Source organism: Ruegeria sp. HKCCD6647-2 (assembly GCF_057221075.1).
In genome coordinates, this window is sequence record NZ_JBWVBD010000003.1 from 168,167 (window position 1) to 186,407 (window position 18,241).

At 57.9% G+C, this 18,241-nt stretch carries 17 protein-coding genes; 9 read left to right on the forward strand and 8 right to left on the reverse strand.

Going from position 1 to position 18,241, the window contains the following annotated elements; genetic code table 11:
* Nucleotides 1-32: 32 nt before the first annotated feature.
* Nucleotides 33-806 (reverse strand): DeoR/GlpR family DNA-binding transcription regulator, encoded by a 774-nt coding sequence (locus AC2TDJ_RS09900; RefSeq protein WP_480841709.1) that lies wholly within the window; start codon nt 804-806, stop codon nt 33-35.
* 214 nt (nt 807-1,020) lie between these two features.
* On the opposite strand from AC2TDJ_RS09900, the gene gap reads away from it, so the two are divergent.
* Both gap and eno read left to right on the forward strand, forming a co-directional pair.
* Nucleotides 1,021-2,022, forward strand: a complete 1,002-nt coding sequence (gene gap, locus AC2TDJ_RS09905; RefSeq protein ID WP_480841711.1) for a type I glyceraldehyde-3-phosphate dehydrogenase — start codon at nt 1,021-1,023, stop codon at nt 2,020-2,022.
* A 10-nt stretch (nt 2,023-2,032) separates the two neighbouring features.
* The gene (gene eno, locus AC2TDJ_RS09910; protein ID WP_480841713.1) at nt 2,033-3,307 is read left to right on the forward strand and encodes a phosphopyruvate hydratase; all 1,275 of its coding nucleotides are present in this window, start codon (nt 2,033-2,035) and stop codon (nt 3,305-3,307) included.
* 94 nt (nt 3,308-3,401) lie between these two features.
* On the opposite strand, the gene AC2TDJ_RS09915 is transcribed toward eno, so the two are convergent.
* The 7 genes from AC2TDJ_RS09915 to AC2TDJ_RS09945 all read right to left on the reverse strand — a co-directional run bounded on the left by AC2TDJ_RS09915 (nt 3,402) and on the right by AC2TDJ_RS09945 (nt 9,686).
* Complete coding sequence (locus AC2TDJ_RS09915) at nt 3,402-5,138, reverse strand: SulP family inorganic anion transporter (protein WP_480841715.1); 1,737 nt, start codon at nt 5,136-5,138, stop codon at nt 3,402-3,404.
* Nucleotides 5,139-5,222: 84 nt separating this feature from the next.
* Complete coding sequence (locus AC2TDJ_RS09920; protein ID WP_480841717.1) at nt 5,223-6,902, reverse strand: bifunctional protein tyrosine phosphatase family protein/NAD(P)/FAD-dependent oxidoreductase; 1,680 nt, start codon at nt 6,900-6,902, stop codon at nt 5,223-5,225.
* A gap of 20 nt (nt 6,903-6,922) precedes the next feature.
* Nucleotides 6,923-7,807, reverse strand: a complete 885-nt coding sequence (locus AC2TDJ_RS09925; protein ID WP_480841719.1) for an MBL fold metallo-hydrolase — start codon at nt 7,805-7,807, stop codon at nt 6,923-6,925.
* 23 nt (nt 7,808-7,830) lie between these two features.
* Nucleotides 7,831-8,268, reverse strand: coding sequence for a DUF6691 family protein (locus tag AC2TDJ_RS09930; RefSeq protein WP_480841721.1), 438 nt, complete (start codon nt 8,266-8,268; stop codon nt 7,831-7,833).
* Between the two features lie 3 nt (nt 8,269-8,271).
* The gene (locus AC2TDJ_RS09935; protein ID WP_480841723.1) at nt 8,272-8,706 is read right to left on the reverse strand and encodes a YeeE/YedE family protein; all 435 of its coding nucleotides are present in this window, start codon (nt 8,704-8,706) and stop codon (nt 8,272-8,274) included.
* The gene (locus AC2TDJ_RS09940; RefSeq protein WP_480841725.1) at nt 8,706-8,915 is read right to left on the reverse strand and encodes a YgaP family membrane protein; all 210 of its coding nucleotides are present in this window, start codon (nt 8,913-8,915) and stop codon (nt 8,706-8,708) included. The genes AC2TDJ_RS09935 and AC2TDJ_RS09940 overlap by 1 nt, the downstream gene beginning before the upstream one ends.
* 102 nt (nt 8,916-9,017) lie before the next feature.
* Nucleotides 9,018-9,686, reverse strand: coding sequence for a Crp/Fnr family transcriptional regulator (locus tag AC2TDJ_RS09945; protein WP_480841727.1), 669 nt, complete (start codon nt 9,684-9,686; stop codon nt 9,018-9,020).
* Nucleotides 9,687-10,042: 356 nt separating this feature from the next.
* Here AC2TDJ_RS09945 and AC2TDJ_RS09950 point away from each other — a divergent pair, with 356 nt between their 5' ends.
* The 7 genes from AC2TDJ_RS09950 to AC2TDJ_RS09980 are packed head-to-tail and all read left to right on the forward strand — an operon-like array spanning nt 10,043 to nt 18,221.
* Entirely contained in the window at nt 10,043-11,032 is a 990-nt protein-coding gene (locus AC2TDJ_RS09950; RefSeq protein WP_480841729.1) for an AAA family ATPase, read from the forward strand.
* A gap of 7 nt (nt 11,033-11,039) precedes the next feature.
* Complete coding sequence (locus tag AC2TDJ_RS09955; protein ID WP_480841731.1) at nt 11,040-12,020, forward strand: DUF58 domain-containing protein; 981 nt, start codon at nt 11,040-11,042, stop codon at nt 12,018-12,020.
* The gene (locus AC2TDJ_RS09960; protein WP_480841733.1) at nt 12,017-12,490 is read left to right on the forward strand and encodes a DUF4381 domain-containing protein; all 474 of its coding nucleotides are present in this window, start codon (nt 12,017-12,019) and stop codon (nt 12,488-12,490) included. Before AC2TDJ_RS09955 ends, AC2TDJ_RS09960 begins: the two co-directional genes overlap by 4 nt.
* 1 nt (nt 12,491) lies before the next feature.
* Complete coding sequence (locus tag AC2TDJ_RS09965) at nt 12,492-13,475, forward strand: VWA domain-containing protein (RefSeq protein ID WP_480841735.1); 984 nt, start codon at nt 12,492-12,494, stop codon at nt 13,473-13,475.
* On the forward strand, nt 13,475-15,010 hold the full coding sequence (locus AC2TDJ_RS09970; RefSeq protein WP_480842248.1) for a VWA domain-containing protein: 1,536 nt from the start codon (nt 13,475-13,477) through the stop codon (nt 15,008-15,010). Before AC2TDJ_RS09965 ends, AC2TDJ_RS09970 begins: the two co-directional genes overlap by 1 nt.
* Entirely contained in the window at nt 15,010-16,296 is a 1,287-nt protein-coding gene (locus tag AC2TDJ_RS09975; protein WP_480841736.1) for a hypothetical protein, read from the forward strand. The genes AC2TDJ_RS09970 and AC2TDJ_RS09975 overlap by 1 nt, the downstream gene beginning before the upstream one ends.
* A complete protein-coding gene (locus AC2TDJ_RS09980) occupies nt 16,293-18,221 on the forward strand; it encodes a multiheme c-type cytochrome (RefSeq protein WP_480841738.1) in 1,929 nt (642 codons plus the stop codon). The genes AC2TDJ_RS09975 and AC2TDJ_RS09980 overlap by 4 nt, the downstream gene beginning before the upstream one ends.
* Nucleotides 18,222-18,241 lie beyond the last annotated feature (20 nt).

Below are 18,241 nucleotides of genomic sequence, written 5' to 3' on the forward strand. Positions count from 1 at the left end.
GAGGCAGATCGAAACTCCTAGGCCAAGTTCCGTTAATTCTCTCGTGCTTCGGCTACGATCACCGATGTCTCCAGATCGATTAGTTTCGCATCCATATCCGCCGGCAACCGAGCGTCGGTGAACAGTTTGTCCGCGTCGCCGAGATTGCCAATCCGACCCGGAGCGGACCGCAGGACTTTGGAACTGTCCGCTACCACAAATGTGGATTTCGATTGCCGGATAATCGACTTGGTCGCTCGGACTTCCTGAAAATCGAAGTCCAGCAAGTCAAGATCGGCATCAATTCCCGCGCAACTGATGATCGCGAAGTCGAACTTGAACAGGTCCACCACCTGCGTTGTCAGATTGCCAAGCAACCCTCCGTCCGTGCGCCTTAGTGACCCTCCGGCGACGACAATCTCGATATTGGGATTGGCGGCAAGGATATTGGCGGTGTTCAGGCTGTTGGTCACCACAAGCAGATCCGTATGCGTCATCATTTCGCGAGCCACCGCTTCGGTGGTGGTGCCGATGTTGATGAACACGGTGGAGCCGTCCGGAATATGGCGCGCGCATTCCTTCCCAATCTTGGCCTTACCCCGGGTGTTCCGGTTGCGTCGTTGCACATAGTCAAGATTGCCAAGCCCCGACGAAACAACGGCACCGCCATGCACACGCTCAAGCTGCCCGGATTGTGAGAGCTGTGTCAGATCGCGCCGAATTGTTTGTTCGGCCACGCCGAAACGACGGGCCAGGTCCTCGACGCGAATTGTGCCCTGGCTTTGCGCGATCTGAAGAATCTCGGATTTTCGGTTCTTGCTTAGCATGTTCGATTGTCCTGTGTCGCGCAAAATTGCGCGAATCCGCGCACAATCGCAACCAATTTTTGTTCGGTTTGAGGGCAAGTGCGCTCAATTGGCAGATATTCATGACCGAATGTGTTGACTTTTGACCTCAATGGTGATTGTTAGCGGTAACAAATCAAAGCGCCCCCGAGTCGGCGTTTCGATCACCAGCCACCAAGGGATTGGGAGAAGTGACATGACCGTAAAAGTTGCCATCAATGGATTTGGCCGTATCGGCCGCAGCGTTCTGAGGTCTCTGGTCGAGGCGGGCCGAAACGACGTATCGGTTGTTGCCGTCAACGATCTGGGGCCAATCGAAACCAATGCTCATTTGCTGAAATATGACAGCGTGCACGGGCGGCTTGATGCAGATATCCAGATTGAGGGCAACACCATGCTGGTGGGTGGTCGCCAAATCCGTGTCAGCGCCGAACGTGATCCCGCCAAGCTTGCCTGGCAGGATGTCGACGTGGCCCTGGAATGCACTGGCCTTTTCACCAAGCGCGAGAGCGCCATTCAGCATATTGGAAACGGGTCAAAAAAAGTTCTGGTCTCTGCCCCTGCAACCGGTGCGGACAAGACCATTGTCTACGGAGTCAACCATCACAGCCTGACTGGCAAAGAGGTTGTCGTTTCCAATGCAAGTTGCACGACCAATTGCCTGTCACCGGTCGCCAAGGTTCTCGATGATGCGTTCGGCATCGAAACCGGATACATGACAACGGTGCACTCCTATACGGGTGACCAACCCACGTTGGACACCATGCACAAGGATTTGTACCGCGCCCGCGCCGCTGCGATGTCGATGATCCCGACCTCCACAGGGGCTGCACGAGCGGTGGGTGAAGTATTGCCTCAACTGAAAGGCAAACTTGACGGCTCGGCTATCAGAGTGCCGACGCCGAACGTATCGGCGGTGGATTTTTGCTTTATGCCCAAGCGCGAAGTAGCGGTTGATGAGGTCAACGATGCGATCCGCTTGGCGGCCTCGGGTGAGATGCGTGGCGTTCTGGCGGTGACGGATGAACCGCTCGTCTCTATCGATTTCAATCACGACCCGCATTCGTCGATATTCGCCACTCAGCAGACCCGTGTGACCGATGGTGGCATGATCCGCGTTCTCAGCTGGTACGACAACGAATGGGGCTTCTCCAACCGAATGCTGGACACAGCATGCGCCATGGCGACCCGTGGGTGAGAAGCCGTTGATGAGCACGATCATCGACATACACGCACGCGAGATACTGGACAGCCGGGGCAATCCGACGGTTGAGGTGGACGTGATCCTTGAGGACGGCACGATGGGCCGTGCGGCGGTGCCGTCCGGGGCCTCGACCGGGGCTTATGAGGCGGTGGAAAAGCGTGACGGCGACAAGGCGCGCTATCTGGGCAAGGGCGTGCTGGAGGCCGTGGCCGCCGTAAACGGTGAGATCGCCGAGGAGCTGGTCGGTTTCGACGCGACCGAACAGGTGGCCATCGACCAGGCGATGATCGAACTGGACGGGACCGAGAACAAGGGGCGTCTGGGCGCCAACGCCATTCTGGGCGTCTCGCTGGCCACCGCCAAGGCGGCGGCGGATTTCACCACGCAGCCTCTGTACCGCTACGTGGGTGGAACTTCGGCGCGCGTGTTGCCGGTGCCGATGATGAACATCATCAACGGGGGCGAACACGCCGACAACCCGATCGACATCCAGGAATTCATGATCATGCCGGTCTCGGCCAGCAATATCCGCGAAGCCGTGCGCATGGGTTCCGAAGTGTTCCACACGCTGAAGAAAGAGCTTTCGGCGGCAGGTCTGGCCACCGGTGTCGGCGACGAGGGCGGTTTCGCCCCCAACATCGCCAGCACCCGCGAGGCGCTGGATTTCATCCTGAAATCCATCGAAAAGGCAGGCTACAAGCCGGGAGACGAGATCCACCTGGCGCTCGATTGTGCGGCGACCGAGTATTACAAGGACGGAAAATACGTCCTGTCGGGTGAGGGCAAGAGCCTGACATCCGAGGAAAACGCCGATTACCTGGCGGCGCTGGTCAATGACTACCCGATCATCTCGATCGAGGACGGCATGTCCGAGGATGACTGGGACGGCTGGAAGGCCCTGACCGACGCCATCGGCGACAAGGTGCAGCTGGTGGGCGACGACCTGTTCGTGACCAACCCGGCGCGTCTGGCCGAAGGGATCGAGCGTGGCTGTGCCAACTCGATGCTGGTCAAGGTGAACCAGATCGGCTCGCTGACCGAGACCCTGCGCGCCGTCGATATGGCGCACCGTGCGCGCTATACCAACGTGATGTCACACCGCTCGGGCGAGACCGAGGACGCCACCATTGCCGATCTGGCGGTGGCGACCAATTGCGGCCAGATCAAAACCGGCTCGCTGGCGCGCTCGGACCGGTTGGCCAAGTACAACCAGCTGATCCGCATCGAGGAAAGCCTCGGTGAGGTTGCGGAGTATGCAGGCAAGGCCATCCTTCGCTAACCCTATCGGGGCCGTCTTTTTCCAAGCGTTTTTTCGACCAAGAAAGCGCTCTTTTCACTCACAAGTTCAATAAGCGGTTTCTCGCGCAGCTTTCTTACTCCGCAGCATCTGGCAACGGAGCGGAAATGAGGTCTGTCCAAGCATCGAACTGAGACAGAAATACCCTGCCATTTAGCTCCTGAAGAAAGTGTGACCTTCCCAGGCGATCCATGACGGGTCCCTTGACCTCGGACAGGTGAAGTCCGACGCCCAGATCTTTCAGCCGGTGATTGATCGCTTCCAGGCTTTCCAGCGCTGAAAAGTCGACTTCGTTGACTGCAGAAAACATAAGGATGACGTGGCGAACGCTGCGGTCCTCTGCCACGCGACATTGTATCAGGTCTTCCAAAAATCGTGCGTTCACGAAATACAGGCTCTCGTCGATGCGCAGCGTGACAACCGATGGGTCGGTTTCAACATCATGGCGCAGGACGTTCCTGAAATGCTGGGTGCCGGGAACCAGACCTATCTCGGCCACATGCGGTCGTGACGTTTTGTAGATGTGCAGCAGAACCGAGGTGGCAACACCGGATGCAACTCCAACTTCGACCCCGAGGCCAAGTGTCAGAAGAATTGTCGCCGCCACGGCAGTGAAGTCGGCCCGGGAATAGGCCCAGGTCTTTTTCAGGATCGACAGATCAACAAGGCTGAGCACCGCAACAATGATGGTTGCGGCCAACGTTGCATTTGGCAGAAAATAGACAAGGGGCGTCAGGGCGACGGCAGCGATTGCAAGGCCCATTGCCGTCAAAGCCCCGGCCGCTGGCGTTTCAGCGCCGGCATCGTAATTCACCACCGACCGGGCGAATCCACCGGTTACCGGGTAGCCGCCGGTGAATGCAGCACCGAGATTGGCCGCTCCGAGCCCGATCAACTCCTGATCCGGGTCGATCCGTTGCCGTTTTTTTGCGGCGAGCGTTTGTGCGACGGAAACGCTTTCTACGAACCCGATGATGGAAATCAGGATCGCCGGAACAAGAAGGGCGCCTAGGAGGTCGGAGGACAACCCCGGCAGCGTCAGTGGCGGCAGGCTTTGTGGCACCGCGCCGACAATTCTCACGCCTTGGTCCGCCAAATCCAAGCCCCACACCGCGACGGTCGTGGCAATCACTGCGGCGACCGGTCCGGCTTTGGTCAGAACATTTGCCAACGTTGTGGGCACTCCAATCCGGTTGAGAGACGGTTTAAGGTACTTTCGCGTCCAGAACAAAAATCCTGTGGCAGTGATTCCGATGAGTACGGTGGTCCAATTGACCTCTGGCAGATGCGCAACGATTGAGCCCAATATCTCCGGCAGCGTGTGCCCATGCGCATCGACGCCCAGAATGTGTTTGAGCTGGCTGGTCGCGATCAGGATACCCGAGGCCGTGATGAAACCGGCAATGACCGGATGGCTGAGAAAGTTCGCCAAAAAGCCCAGGCGCAAAACGCCCATCAGCACCAGAAACCCGCCGGACAAAAACGCAAGGGTCAGGGCGGCAATTGCATAACCCGCTGTCCCTTGTTGGGCGACTTGTCCGATTGCGGATGCGGTCAGTAGCGAGACAACCGCAACCGGACCAACCGCCAAAGATCTGCTTGTCCCGAAAATGGCATATAAGACGATCGGCACGATGGAGGCATAAATACCTGCCTCGGGTGGCAGTCCTGCCAGCAACGCATAAGCCAGAGATTGCGGTATCAGCATGATCGTCACGACCACTGCCGCGATCAGATCATTCGAAAACGCGGCGCGAGAATAGGTCCGGCCCCAATCAAGAATGGGAAAAAACTGGCGGAGCTTGTCGATCATTCTGTTGTCCGGAGGCGAGGCGCGCCCGACTTAGTCGGCGCCACCAATAAATTTTTGTGACTGGAACCTGTTGCGGCCAATTGCCTATTTTGCTGCAACCTTCAGCTTTTCTGGCCTGGCCATCCATTCTTTTCCGCGCAGCATCGCTTTCCAGTAGATCGGCGGAAGCAAAACTTCCTTCAAAAACCATGCCGCCCGGCTGGGTCTTGTGCCATCGATCAGGAACCTTGGGAAACTTGGCTTAAGGGCGCCGCCGTAGCCGAACTCGGCCAGGACGATCTTGCCACGTTCAACGGTCAGGGGGCAGGATCCGTACCCATCATACTGTGCGACCGCTGATCGTCCGGCGATGTCGGCCACGATGTTATCCGCAACTGTCGGGGCTTGTTTGCGGGCTGCGGCAGCGGTTTTGGCGTTGGGCGCGTTCATCACGTCACCCAGCGACCATATGTTGTCATAGTTTTTGTGGCGCAATGTGGCCTGGTCCACATCGACCCAACCCGTGGCGTCGGCCAATGGGGAAACGCGAATGAAGTCCGGCGCAGTCTGAGGCGGGCAGACATGCATCATGTCAAACTCGATCTCGACCGTGTTGGGGTCGGTATCTGGTTTCCTGACCTCAAATACCGCCTTCTTTGCTGGCCCGTCGACCGAAACCAGGTTGTGAAAATAGTTGAGTGTCGTGCCATATTTCTCAACGTATTTTTCCAGCACAGGCACGTAGTCCTTGACGCCAAACAGCACGCCGCCCGCGTTCATGAATTGAATGTCGATGTCTTTCAACACACCGCGCCGGAACCATGCATCGCCTGACAGGTACATCGCCTTTTGGGGCGCGCCCGCGCATTTGATCGGCATGGGTGGTTGAGTGAAAAGGGCCCGCCCTTCCTTCATCTCCTGAACAAGCTTCCAGGTATACGGGGCAAGGTCGTAGCGATAATTCGACGTCACTCCATTTCGGCCCAAAGTCTCTACCAGGCCCTCGACCTTGCCCCAATCAAGCTTCAAACCGGGACATACAACCAGACGGTCGTACTTTACCACCCGGCATCCATCGAGGATGACCGCGTTGTTTTCAGGCTCAAAGGCTGCGACGGCGGATTTGAGCCAATGCACCCCTTTTGGAATCAGGCTGCCCATCGTCTTGGCCGTTGTCTGGACGTCAAAAATACCACCGCCAACCATGGTCCAGCCGGGTTGATAGTAGTGAATGTCAGCCGGGTCGATGATAGCAACGTTCAGGTCCGGCTTTCGTGCCTTCAAACTTGCGGCGACAGAAATTCCGCCCGCACCGGCGCCGATGATCACGACTTCGAAATGGGCATCTCCGTCATCGGTCGGGGTTTTTCCTCCATTGGCAATGCGCCGCGCGACCCCGTTCATGTCATAGCCAACTGCCTTGGTCGCCATCAGGATTTCGGCCATCGGGCGCTTCTTTGCCTCGTGAAAGGACCACAGCGTGGCCGACCGCGTTCCGGTTCGGCAATAAGCCAGAACCGGGCGTTGCAGATCTTCAAGAACATCGCCGAATGCGATGACGTCTTCGTCTTTCACCATTCCGGATTGTATCGGGATATAACGGGCTTCGATCCCTGCTGAGCGGGCTGCGGCTTCGATTTCCTTGAACGAAGGCTGGTCTGCGCCTTCACCATCGGGGCGGTTGCAGATAATCGCGCGAAAGCCCTGCGCGGCGAGGGGTTCGACATCCTCAACCGCAATTTGTGGACTGACGGCGAACTTCGACGATATTTTCCGGATCTCCATTTCTACCTCCTATGCTTGGATCAAAGCCCGTTGACCGGCACTTTGAGCATCGGATTCCCATCCGGGTCGGTCGGAATTTCGCCTGCTCGCATGTTCACCTGCAGGGATGGGATGATGAGGTTGGGCATAGACAGCGTGGCATCTCGTTCGGTGCGGTATTTTACGAATTCCTCTTTCGTCTTGCCGCCGCCGACATGAATGTTGTGCGCCTTCTCCTCGGCCACTGTGGTTTCCCAGGCGATATCGCGCCCGTTTGGCCCATAGTCATGGCACATGAACAGGCGGGTTTCGTCAGGCAGTGCCAAAACCTTCTGGATCGAGTCATAAAGAACACCCGCGTCGCCGCCGGGAAAATCGGCCCGCGCCGAACCGCCATCAGGCATGAAGAGCGTATCACCGACAAATGCAGCGTCGCCCATGACATGAACCATGCACGCAGGCGTATGACCTGGCGTGTACATGGCGAAGGCATGCATTGAGCCTATCTTGTAGGTGTCGCCGTCTTCGAACAATGCGTCGAATTGCGAGCCGTCCCTCTGAAACTCGGTTCCTTCGTTGAAGACCTTGCCGAACGTGTCCTGCACCACGGTGATCTGCGACCCGACACCAATCCTGCCGCCCAGTTTTTCCTGAATGTAAGGCGCAGCCGACAGGTGGTCGGCATGAACGTGGGTCTCGATGATCCACTCGAGCTTCAATCCCTGTTCGGTGATGGTGCGGATCAGTTCATCGGCATGATCAAATGTGATGCGTCCAGCCGCATAGTCGATGTCCATGACACTGTCGACGATGGCACAGGCGTTCGAGTTTGGGTCCTTCACGATATAGCTGATCGTGTTCGTGGCCTCATCAAAGAAGGCCTGCACTTCGGGTTTGATCGTCATATTCACGGGATAAGTCGTCATATCAGGTCTCCTCCGGATAGTGTTCAGGCCTTGGCCTGTCGTGATGGGGTGGCTGTAGGTTGCAAAAGCTTGGCAAGGACGATCCCGACCAGAAGCGCGCCAACGAAAGCGAAGACTTCCCACCGGCCGGTGCCGAGCGCAGGCAGCGCGCCGCCGGGGCAAAAGCCGGATACGCCCCAGCCGATCCCAAACACGGCCGATCCGCCGATGAGCCTTGCATCGATCGATCGCGAGGTCGGCAGGCTGAACCCGTCTTCGAAGACAGGCACAGATCGTCCGAAAACCAGCTTGTAGCCGACGAAAGTCGTCACCAGAGCACCACCCATGACAAAGATCAGGGAGGGGTCCCAATGTCCGAATATGTCGAAGAAATTTAAAACCTTGGCGGGGTTTGCCATGCCCGAAATCGAAATTCCCACACCAAAGACAAGGCCGATCACGTAAGTTGCGATCAGTTTCATGACCTAGCCTCCGATTACGTGCCGAATGATGAATACGGTCGCGAACGTACACGCCATGAATGTCACGGTCGCCACAATGGATCGAGGGCTGAGTCTGGCCATACCGCAGACCCCATGCCCCGATGTGCATCCCGCGCCAAAAGTTACGCCCAAGCCGACAATGAAACCGCCCAGTACAAGCGCGGTGGTTGAATTCGGAACCTGGACAGCGGGCAAGTGCCCCGTCGTCAGCGCAATGACAAGAGGACCGGATACCATTCCGGCCACCAATGACGCGCGCCAGGCAAAGTCGTTTCCGGATCGAGGTTGCAGCAGGCCCGCAAGAATGCCCGTGGCGCCCATCACACGGCCCTGAAAAAACATCAGAAACGTCGCGGAGAGTCCGATCAGAACGCCACCCGCCAGCGACATCCACGGCGTAAACGAGGTTTCGATCATCAGCGGCCCCGACAGGTTTTCAGGCCAAAAATGGTATAAAGCGGGCAGTTGCCCACGAACGCCGTCAGCGCGAAGACACCTGCAACTGCCAAAGCCAGCCAGAACAAGAGGCCAGACCCGATCGCGGGTGTGCCGAAAGCTGCAAACAGAAGAACGGCTGCCAGCACCAGGCGCAGGCCCCGGTCAATTTTGCCCATATTGATCGTCATATCTCACTCCATCGAGAATCGATGGATGCAGATTTGCACGGGTCAGAAGGGATCTTTGGTGACTTGATCACCAAACATACCCGTTTCGGTGTCGGTTATGCGCTAGCCGTCTACGCCCGCCGATCTGGCGAGCCGTTCAAGGCCTGCACGGCCCGTCAATCGCACCTCTCCACGAGATTGTTCAACCCAGCCTCGCCGCTGAAACTCTGACAGAGTACGCGAGATCACTTCTCGGGCCGTACCAAGCTCGGTTCCAAGAAATGCGTGCGTTGCGTGAACAATTCCATCCTTGTCGGCGAGCGACAGTAGACGCGCGGCAAGGCGAACATCCATGCGCTGGAACACGATATCGTCGATCAGCGTGAACAGATCGGTGATCCGCCGCGAATATGCAGTCAGAACGAATTCCCTGAACACAGGCGAACGTGCCAACAGATCGTCAAAGGCCTCTCTGGGAATGGCAGCGGCGGAAACATCCGTTTCGGCAATTCCATCGGCAGAATAATCCTCGAAGGCTAGCATGCAGGCCGTGGTCAGGACGCAACTTTCGCCGGCGTGAACACGGTAGAGAAAGACCTCTCGTCCGGTGTCAGATCTCTGCTGGACCCGGACAGTGCCTTCAAGCAGAAGCAGCAGGTTGTCTGCAGATTGACCCGGTGCGAAAACCTGAGTACCCGCGGGAACCGAAACAATCTGGCTTCGGCTTTCGAGCTCGGTACGGATATCCTCCGGCAGACGGCTCAACCCTTTGAACGTCTCGATCCACGACACTGTTTTGCTTCCTCTTTGCCAAAGCAGGTGCTTGCTCGCTCCTAGATGACACGGCTGTTTCGTGGGCGAAAGGTATTCCTGTCGCAATCCGAACCATTCAAAAGAAAAAACACTATCGGTTGAACGTTGCGAGATCTTCAAGGCAAATCGAAACGATCCCTGGTGGCCCGAATTCTGTCGCTTGGCTGGCACGGTCACATTCCGGCATTGCAATTCAATGGGGCACCGGGTTCAATGTCGATGAAGTAATCGTCGTCGCCTCAACTCCTCCGGAAACCGATCTCGACGACTTGATATTGTCACGACAGGCCTGTGCCCGTGGGCGTGGGACTTTTTTAGTATGTTTTGGAATTCCCATGGCAACAGATGCACAACAGGCGGTCGACACTCTGATTTCCCGCATGGGCAAGTCCATAATTGGACAACGAGACGTGATCGAGAAACTGGTGATCGGTTTGTTGGCAAACGGCAATCTGCTGGTTGAAGGCCTGCCGGGATTGGCCAAGACGCGCGCGGTCAAGGCGTTGGCGAAGAACTTGGAAAGCCAGTTCAGCCGAATTCAGTTCACACCCGATCTCCTGCCCTCCGATGTGACGGGGACAGAGGTTTACTATCAGACGGACAAGGGGTCCGAATTCCGGTTTGAACCCGGCCCGATCTTCGCCAATCTGGTTCTGGCGGACGAGATCAACCGGGCCCCGGCGAAAGTACAGGCGGCATTGCTGGAAGCCATGGAAGAGCGGCAAGTCACGGTTGCCGGTACAACTCATAAAATGCCGCCGCTTTTCATGGTGATGGCAACCCAGAACCCGATCGAACAAGAGGGCACTTACCCGTTGCCCGAAGCGCAGATGGATCGATTCCTGATGCATGTGTTGGTCGACTACCCACCCGCCGACGATGAAGTGCAAGTGATCCGGCTGGTGCGCGGCGAAGAAGCTGCGGCCAACAAACCAAAATCGCCCAAAGCCGAACCGGCAGAAACGATGTCGCAAGACACAGTATTTCAGGCCCGCAGCGAAATTGTGGAAATCCACGTCTCGGAAGCGATGGAACGTTACATGGTGGATCTTGTGTATGCGACCCGCAACCCTGCTGACTATGGCGAGGATCTTGGACGTTGGATCGAAGTGGGCGCAAGTCCTCGCGCGTCGTTGGCACTGGACAAATGCGGTCGCACGCATGCCTGGTTGAAGGGCCGCGACTATGTCGACCCACAAGACGTCCGTGCCATAGCGGCCAACGTGTTCCGTCATCGTCTGGGGCTGAGCTACGAGGCTCTGGGCGAAGGCGTCACTCCAGATCATGTCGTGGAAGAAATGATCGCCCAGGTCGCATTGACATGAGGCCGTTATGATCGACCGAGCTGCCCGCATACGAACCGGGATGACACCCATCCCATCCGCAGAAACCGAATTGGACACTCGGGTTTCTGTGGACTTGGCCCATCTGCGGCGATTGCAGGGACAGGCCCGATCCCTAAGTTTTCTGCCACGTCAGCCATCCGGCAGTGCGCTGAACGGCCGTCATTCCTCGCGGATGCGGGGGCGAGGGCTGGCATTCGAGGAGTTGCGTAGCTACCTGCCCTCCGACGACGTCCGGTCTATCGACTGGAAAGTGACGGCCCGCACCGGCAAACCCTATGTCCGGGTTTTTACCGAGGAACGGGACCGGCCTGCGCTGATTGTCGTTGATCAGCGGATGTCGATGTTCTTTGGCTCTTGTTTGAACATGAAATCGGTGACAGCGGCCGAATGCGCGGCGCTTGCGGCATTTCGAATTCTGGATCAGGGCGACAGGGTCGGGGGGATCGTCTTCGGCGATGAGGCGATTGCCGAAATCAAGCCACAGCGCAGTACTTCGGCGCTGACCCGATTTCTGACCGCAATCTCCGCCGCAAACGCATTGCTTCGTGCCGATGCGCCAAATGTCGCGCCGGTCAGCCTCAATCAGGTTCTGGCTTCGGTCAGTCGGATTGCTTCGCGGGACCATTTGATACTGGTCTTTTCCGATTTCGACGTCATTGACGATCAAACGCACAAGCTGATCCGGGGGCTGTCGCGTCACAACGATCTGATCCTTGGCTTTGTGACGGACCCGATTGCTGATGACTTGCCTGAAAACCTCCGTCTGGTCATTTCCGACGGGGAAATGCAGGCCGAGATCGATACCGGGCAAATAACCGTGCACCGGCGGCTGATGGAGATGTCACGTGGCCGTTTGGCCGAGGTCCTGGACTGGACCCGAACTCTGGGTGTGCCCGTTCTGCCCCTGTCCTCTGCGCAGGACACTCTTGCGCAGATGCGAAGACTGATGGGGTTGGTACGGCGATGAACGAGCCTGATGAAACCGCCATCACTCTGGTCGATCTGATCAACCAGCTTGTTCCGCCGCCGGAGCCGCCAGCGGTTTCCATGGCTCCGCAGACCTGGGGTTGGGTTGCGTTGGCGCTTCTTCTTCTCGGCGTGATCGCATACGCAGTGTGGCGTTGGCACCGGAACTATGTAGCGAACGCGTATCGGCGAGATGCGCTGGCGGCCTTGAAAGCGGCGGGAGAAGATCCGGCGCTTGTTGCAGAAATCCTGCGGCGGTGCGCGCTGGCGGCATTTCCTCGCACGGATGTCGCAAATCTCTGCGGTTCGGATTGGCTGGCCTTTCTGGATCGTACCGGTGCGGGCAGCGCGTTTTGCAAGGGCGACGGTCAGGTCGTTTCAATAGCCCCTTACGCCAAGCAATCAGCAACGACACCCGAACTTAAGCGCATTGCGGAACGCTGGGTTCGCACGCACAGGGCGGAGGGATGACGTGCTTGCGCTCGGCTTTCCATACGCTTTGTTGCTCTTGCCGTTGCCCGTGATTGTCTGGCGTTACTTGCCTGCGCGGAAGGAAAAAGTTTCTGCGCTCAGATTCCCATTCTTCCGAAAAATCGTTGTAGCGGCCGAGGTTAAGCCCTCACCGGGGGCGGTGATCCTGCACCGGACACGTTTGCAGATGGTGACAGCGATGGCAATCTGGGTGCTTTTGGTCCTGGCCCTTGCGCGTCCGGAAAGATTGGGCGAGCCAATTGAAATAACACGATCCGCCCGCGACGTGGTATTGGCCCTCGATATTTCCGGATCGATGGACACCGTCGATTTCGAAACCCCGAACGGGGACCGGGTACAACGGCTGGCTGCGGTAAAGGATGTCGTTCAGGACTTCGTTGCCGAGCGCGACGGCGACCGCATCGCATTGATCGTCTTTGGCACCCGAGCCTTCCTTCAGGCGCCGCTGACCGAGGATCTGGCAACGATCAGCGACCTTGTGGAACTCACCGAGGTTGGCATGGCTGGTCCAAACACCGTCATTGGAGACGCCATTGGGTTGGGAATTCGGACATTCGAAACCAGTGATGTCGACCAGCGACTGATGATCTTGTTGTCCGACGGAAGTGACACCGGCAGCCGCATGAGTCCGTTGAATGCTGCAGAGATCGCGCGCAGCAAAGGCGTCGAAATCCACACGATTGCGGTCGGTGACCCCAACGCAACGGGCGAGAATCGTGTCGATACGCAAGCCTTGACGGACATAGCCGAACGGACGGGTGGCAGTTCCTTTTTTGCGTCCGATGCAGAGGCGCTGGCGGCTGTCTACGCACGGATCGACGAATTGTCGCCACGGCTGGTCGAGCAGGTTTCGTATCGTCCGCGCACCCAGCTGGCCCCGATTGCCTTGGCGTTGGCCGCGATTCTGGGCCTGTTCACTCTGGCCGTGCTGACAATTCGCCGCGTTGGGTGGAGGGCTGCGTGATGGATCTGCTCTTGTCAGATCTCGCACTGTTTCTGGAAGCCTTTCACTTCCTGCGACCGCTCTGGTTGCTTCTGTTGATCCCTCTGCTGGGCCTTTGGTGGATCAACCGACGTGCTGCCACCCGCACAGAGCCGATGTCGGACCGGATCGCGCCGCATCTGCGAAAGGCCCTGACTGTCGGTAATTCAGGGCGGGGGTGGTATCTGCCGATCGACCACGCCGCGCTGATACTGACCCTTGCCTTACTCGGTGCGTCCGGCCCAACCTGGACACGGCAGGTCGATCCATTCCTGGCCAAGACCGGCCCGCTGGTCATCGCACTGGAAGTGACCCCGTCGATGATATCGCCGGATCTGCCGCCAGACCGGCTGGAGCGGGCGAAATTCAAAATTCGCGACCTGCTGGATTTACGCGCTGGCGGACGTACCGCGTTGGTGGCTTACGCCGGAACCGCGCATCGTGTTCTTCCGTTCACCGAAGACCCTCAGGTCATGTTGCCCTATCTCGAGGGTCTGCTGCCCGAAGTCATGCCCGAGGACGGATCGAATGCTCTGACGGCTCTCGATCTTGCCAAGACGCTCCTGGAGGCCGAACAGGCGGGTGGTATCCTGTTCGTTCTCGACGGGCTGAGTACAACCGATGCAAATCAGATCGAAGCTGAAGGGGATGCTATGATCGCCGCCTTGGCAATGCTGCCGGATGGCGTTGGCGACCAGGGCCTCGACCTGCTGAGTTCTGTGCCCGTGATCCGCGCGACCGCTGACGGCTCGGATGTGGCGAGACTGGACCGATTGCTCAATACGGACTATCGCCGCGCCATCTTGCAGAATGGGGACCAACCCTGGGAGGATCGCGGTTGGTGGCTGGCGGTTCCGGCGGTTCTGCTGACCCTAATCTGGTTTCGGCAGGGTTGGACAATGCGATGGGCCGCCGCTCTTGTCGCGCTTGTGGCATCGACCATCGCTCCGTCTTCCGTGCGGGCCGATGGTATCACCGATTGGTTCTGGACGCCCGATCAGCAGGGTTATCGGGCCTTCCACCAAAACGATTTTTCAAACGCAGCCGACGCATTTGTGGACCCGCAATGGAAAGGCTACGCGCTCTATCGAGCGGGCCGTTACGACGAAGCGATTGAAGTTCTTGAGCGCCTTGATACAGCTGAAGCAGCCTTCACGCAGGGTCTGGCACATATCAAGAACCGGCAATATCGCGACGGTGTACGCGCCTTCGAAACCACGTTGGAACGCGACCCAAATTTCCCGGGCGCCGAGGAAAACCTGCAAACCGCTCAGGAAATCGTCGAATACGTGGAAGCCACGCGCGAAGCCTCGGATACAGGAGAAGAAGCCGGGATTGGCGCAGATGATGTGGTCTTTGACAATGAGGCCGCGCGGGGGGCGGAAACTCAACTAGAAAACCAGCCTCAGGGGGAGGATACAGTCCTTAGCACCGAGCAGTGGATGAACACCGTCGACACAAGCACCGGAGATTTTCTGCGGATGCGGTTCCAGTTCGAAGCGAGTGCGGGGCAATGATGCAACTGATCAAGCCCTGCACTGCCTTTCTTCTTTTCGCAAGCTCGGTCATGGCGCAAGGTGACCTCGCACCGCGCGTGTCCGTTGAACTGTCGGCGGAAGAAGCGGTACCCGGGCAGTCGATTGATCTTCGCATCAAGGTGTTGGTGCCGACATGGATGCCGAAACCGGTTGTCTTTCCCAGCTTCGAGGCTGCAAACCTGAATGTTCGGCTGCCGGAACGATCTACAAACCCAGTCAGCGAAAGTGTCGGTGGCGACACATGGTCGGGTGTCACTCGCCGCTATCGCATCATGCCAATGGCCCCGGGCCGTTTCGAAATTCCGCCGCAGGACCTGATCGTGACCTGGGCAGACCCCGACACCAATGCCCCACGCGAAGATCGCGCGGGTATCGATGCCATCATCATCACCGGAACTCTGCCGGAAGGTGCTGAGGGCATGGACCCGTTCATTGGCGCCACAAAGCTGGAATTGACACAGGAGATGTCCGGCGAGCAATCGCCGCTTTCACCCGGCGACAGCATCACACGAACAGTTACCGCCGAGATCGAGGGCACCTCTCCCATGTTCATCCCAGCGCTTGTTCCAGCCCCACCGATTGAAGGGATTGCAACCTATCCATCTGAACCGGTTTTGACCGAAACCAATCAGCGCGGCGTGATCGGAGGAACCCGGGTGGAACAAGTAACGTATCTTGCGCAAAGCGGTGGCAACGGAATGGCTGACGCTGTCGTCGTGGACTGGTTCAATCTGGACACGGGTCAGATCGAAACGGCAACCATCGAAGGGATTCCGTTGACTGTGGATGCCCCAGTTGCGCGGCCTGTGTCAGAGCTGCCCCTGCGCACATTGCTCTGGATCGGCGGCGGGTTTGTTGCGGTACTGGGACTTCTTTGGATTGTGTGGAAGCCGGTTTGGTCATTGTGGACGCGCCATTATGCAGCGCGAAAGTCACGCTATCTTGCTTCTGTTGAATACGCGCGTGACACCTTGCTTGCCGCTATCAAGCGGCAGGAACTTGCCGCCAGCCTGGACGCGTTGAACCTATGGGGCGAAAGGGATCGCGACTACGATCCCAGACGGGATCCGTCAATCAAGGCTGCATTGGCGCAGATCGGAGCGGCGCGTTATGGCCCAGCCAACGAAGATACGGATGAGGCTGAGGCATGGACTCTTTTGCAGGCTGCAGTACGAGGGTTTCGTACCGGCCACACGAAGCCGGGCGTCAACCGGTCGCTTCCACCTTTAAACCCCGGTCATGCAACAGGCAGGAGCATCCCATGATCCGTTCAATGATCCTGACTGTTGTTGCCGGGTTTTGGTCGATTGCGACGGCTACCGCACAAACCACTGACGAAACGGTTGACTATGTCGGGTCCCAGCAATGCAAGACCTGTCATTCAGACGCCACTGAAGCTTGGGCCGGGTCTCACCACGCGCTGGCGTGGACCATGCCGTCGCCCGAAACAGTTCTGGCCGATTTTGATGGAACAAGCTTCGAATATGACGGTGTTCGATATGAATTCTCCATTGAAGATGAAACCTTTCGCGTTCGCCTGTTCGAAGCTGACGGGACGACAAGCGATTATACCGTGCATTCGGTCGCGGGGGTCGCGCCGCTACAGCAATACCTGATCGAGACAGAACCGGGACGAGTTCAGAGCTTTGACGTTGTGTGGGATGTTGAAAAAGAGCGATGGTATCACCTCTATCCTGAACAGAAGTTGCCAGCAGATGATGGATTGCATTGGACTGGTCCTTACAAAAACTGGAATGCCCGGTGTGCAGAATGCCACGCGACCGGGTTCGAAAAACGATTTGATGAACACCGTCAGTCTTATTCATCGACCCAAGCCGAGATCGGTGTAGGTTGCGAGGCCTGCCATGGCCCCGGTTCGCGGCACGTTGAATGGGCTGAAACACCGGGTGCGACAGCGCCCGCCGGCTTTGGTTTTTCGATGGATTTTCGGGCGGCGGAACCCGAGGCAACGATACAGCAATGCGCCACCTGCCATTCCCGGCGTGAGCCGTTTGGGGACGGCAACCCGTTGCCCGGCACCCCATTTCATGACGCGTACAACCTGTCTTTGCTGCGCCCGGGACTGTATCACGCTGACGGACAGATTCTGGATGAGGTCTACGTGTACGGCTCTTTCCTGCAATCGAAGATGTATGACAAGGGTGTAAGCTGCCAGAATTGTCACGACGCACACACTGCGACCCTGAAAGCCGAAGGCAACACGGTTTGCACACAGTGCCACTCTCCGGCGGGAAACCCAGATTTCCCGTCGCTGCCATTGAAAACCTATGATGACTCTTCACATCACTTCCATGCCGAAGGATCCGATGGGGCGCTATGCAAAAACTGCCACATGATCGAGCGCGACTATATGGGTATCGATGGCCGGCGGGATCACAGCTTTCGTATTCCCCGGCCCGATCTGGCGGCAACAACCGGAGCGCCCGATGCATGTACGGATTGCCACTCGGACCAGACCGCAGAGTGGGCGGCCAAGGAGATTGCAAAGCGCTACACGGATTCCGCCTCGCGCCCGCATTATGCAGTCGCATTGGCGGCCGGACGGGCCAACCCCACCGCTGCACTGCCGGATTTGAGCGAACTGGCGCTGGACAAAAGCCAACCCGGACTTATCCGCGCAACGGCCCTGTGGTTGCTGTCTCAAGGAGCCGATGCAAACACGGCTGATGACATGGCGCCTTTGCTTGCCGACGATGACCCTCTGGTCCGGGCAGCGGCGATATCGGTCCAGCAGGCTGCACCGCCACAGCTATTCGCGCAGCGTGTGAGTGGCTTGTTGAGTGATCCAAAGCGCATGGTGCGGATCGAGGCGGCAAAGGCGATGCTGACAGCCCCGAATACCGATCTTTCAAAACGGGCTGGCGCGGATATGCGGTTGGCGATGTCAGAATGGCAGCAAACATTGCAAGCGCGGATTGATTTTCCGGAAACGCATTTGGTTCTGGGCGGCATGGCGCTGACGTTGAGAAACTTCCCTGCCGCCCAGGGTGCCTTCCGAGAAGTCGTGCGCATGGACCCGCAGCGCGAAGAAGCGTGGGTCATGCTGGCCCGGATCACCGCTGCGGTTGACGGGCGCGAGGCCACTCTGGGCGTTCTGGATGAAGCGCTGAGCCAGTTGCCGGGCAGTCAGGCGCTGAATGACTTGAAGGTTTCGATCGAGTCCCCTTAGGTATTTTTGCCGAAGGAACG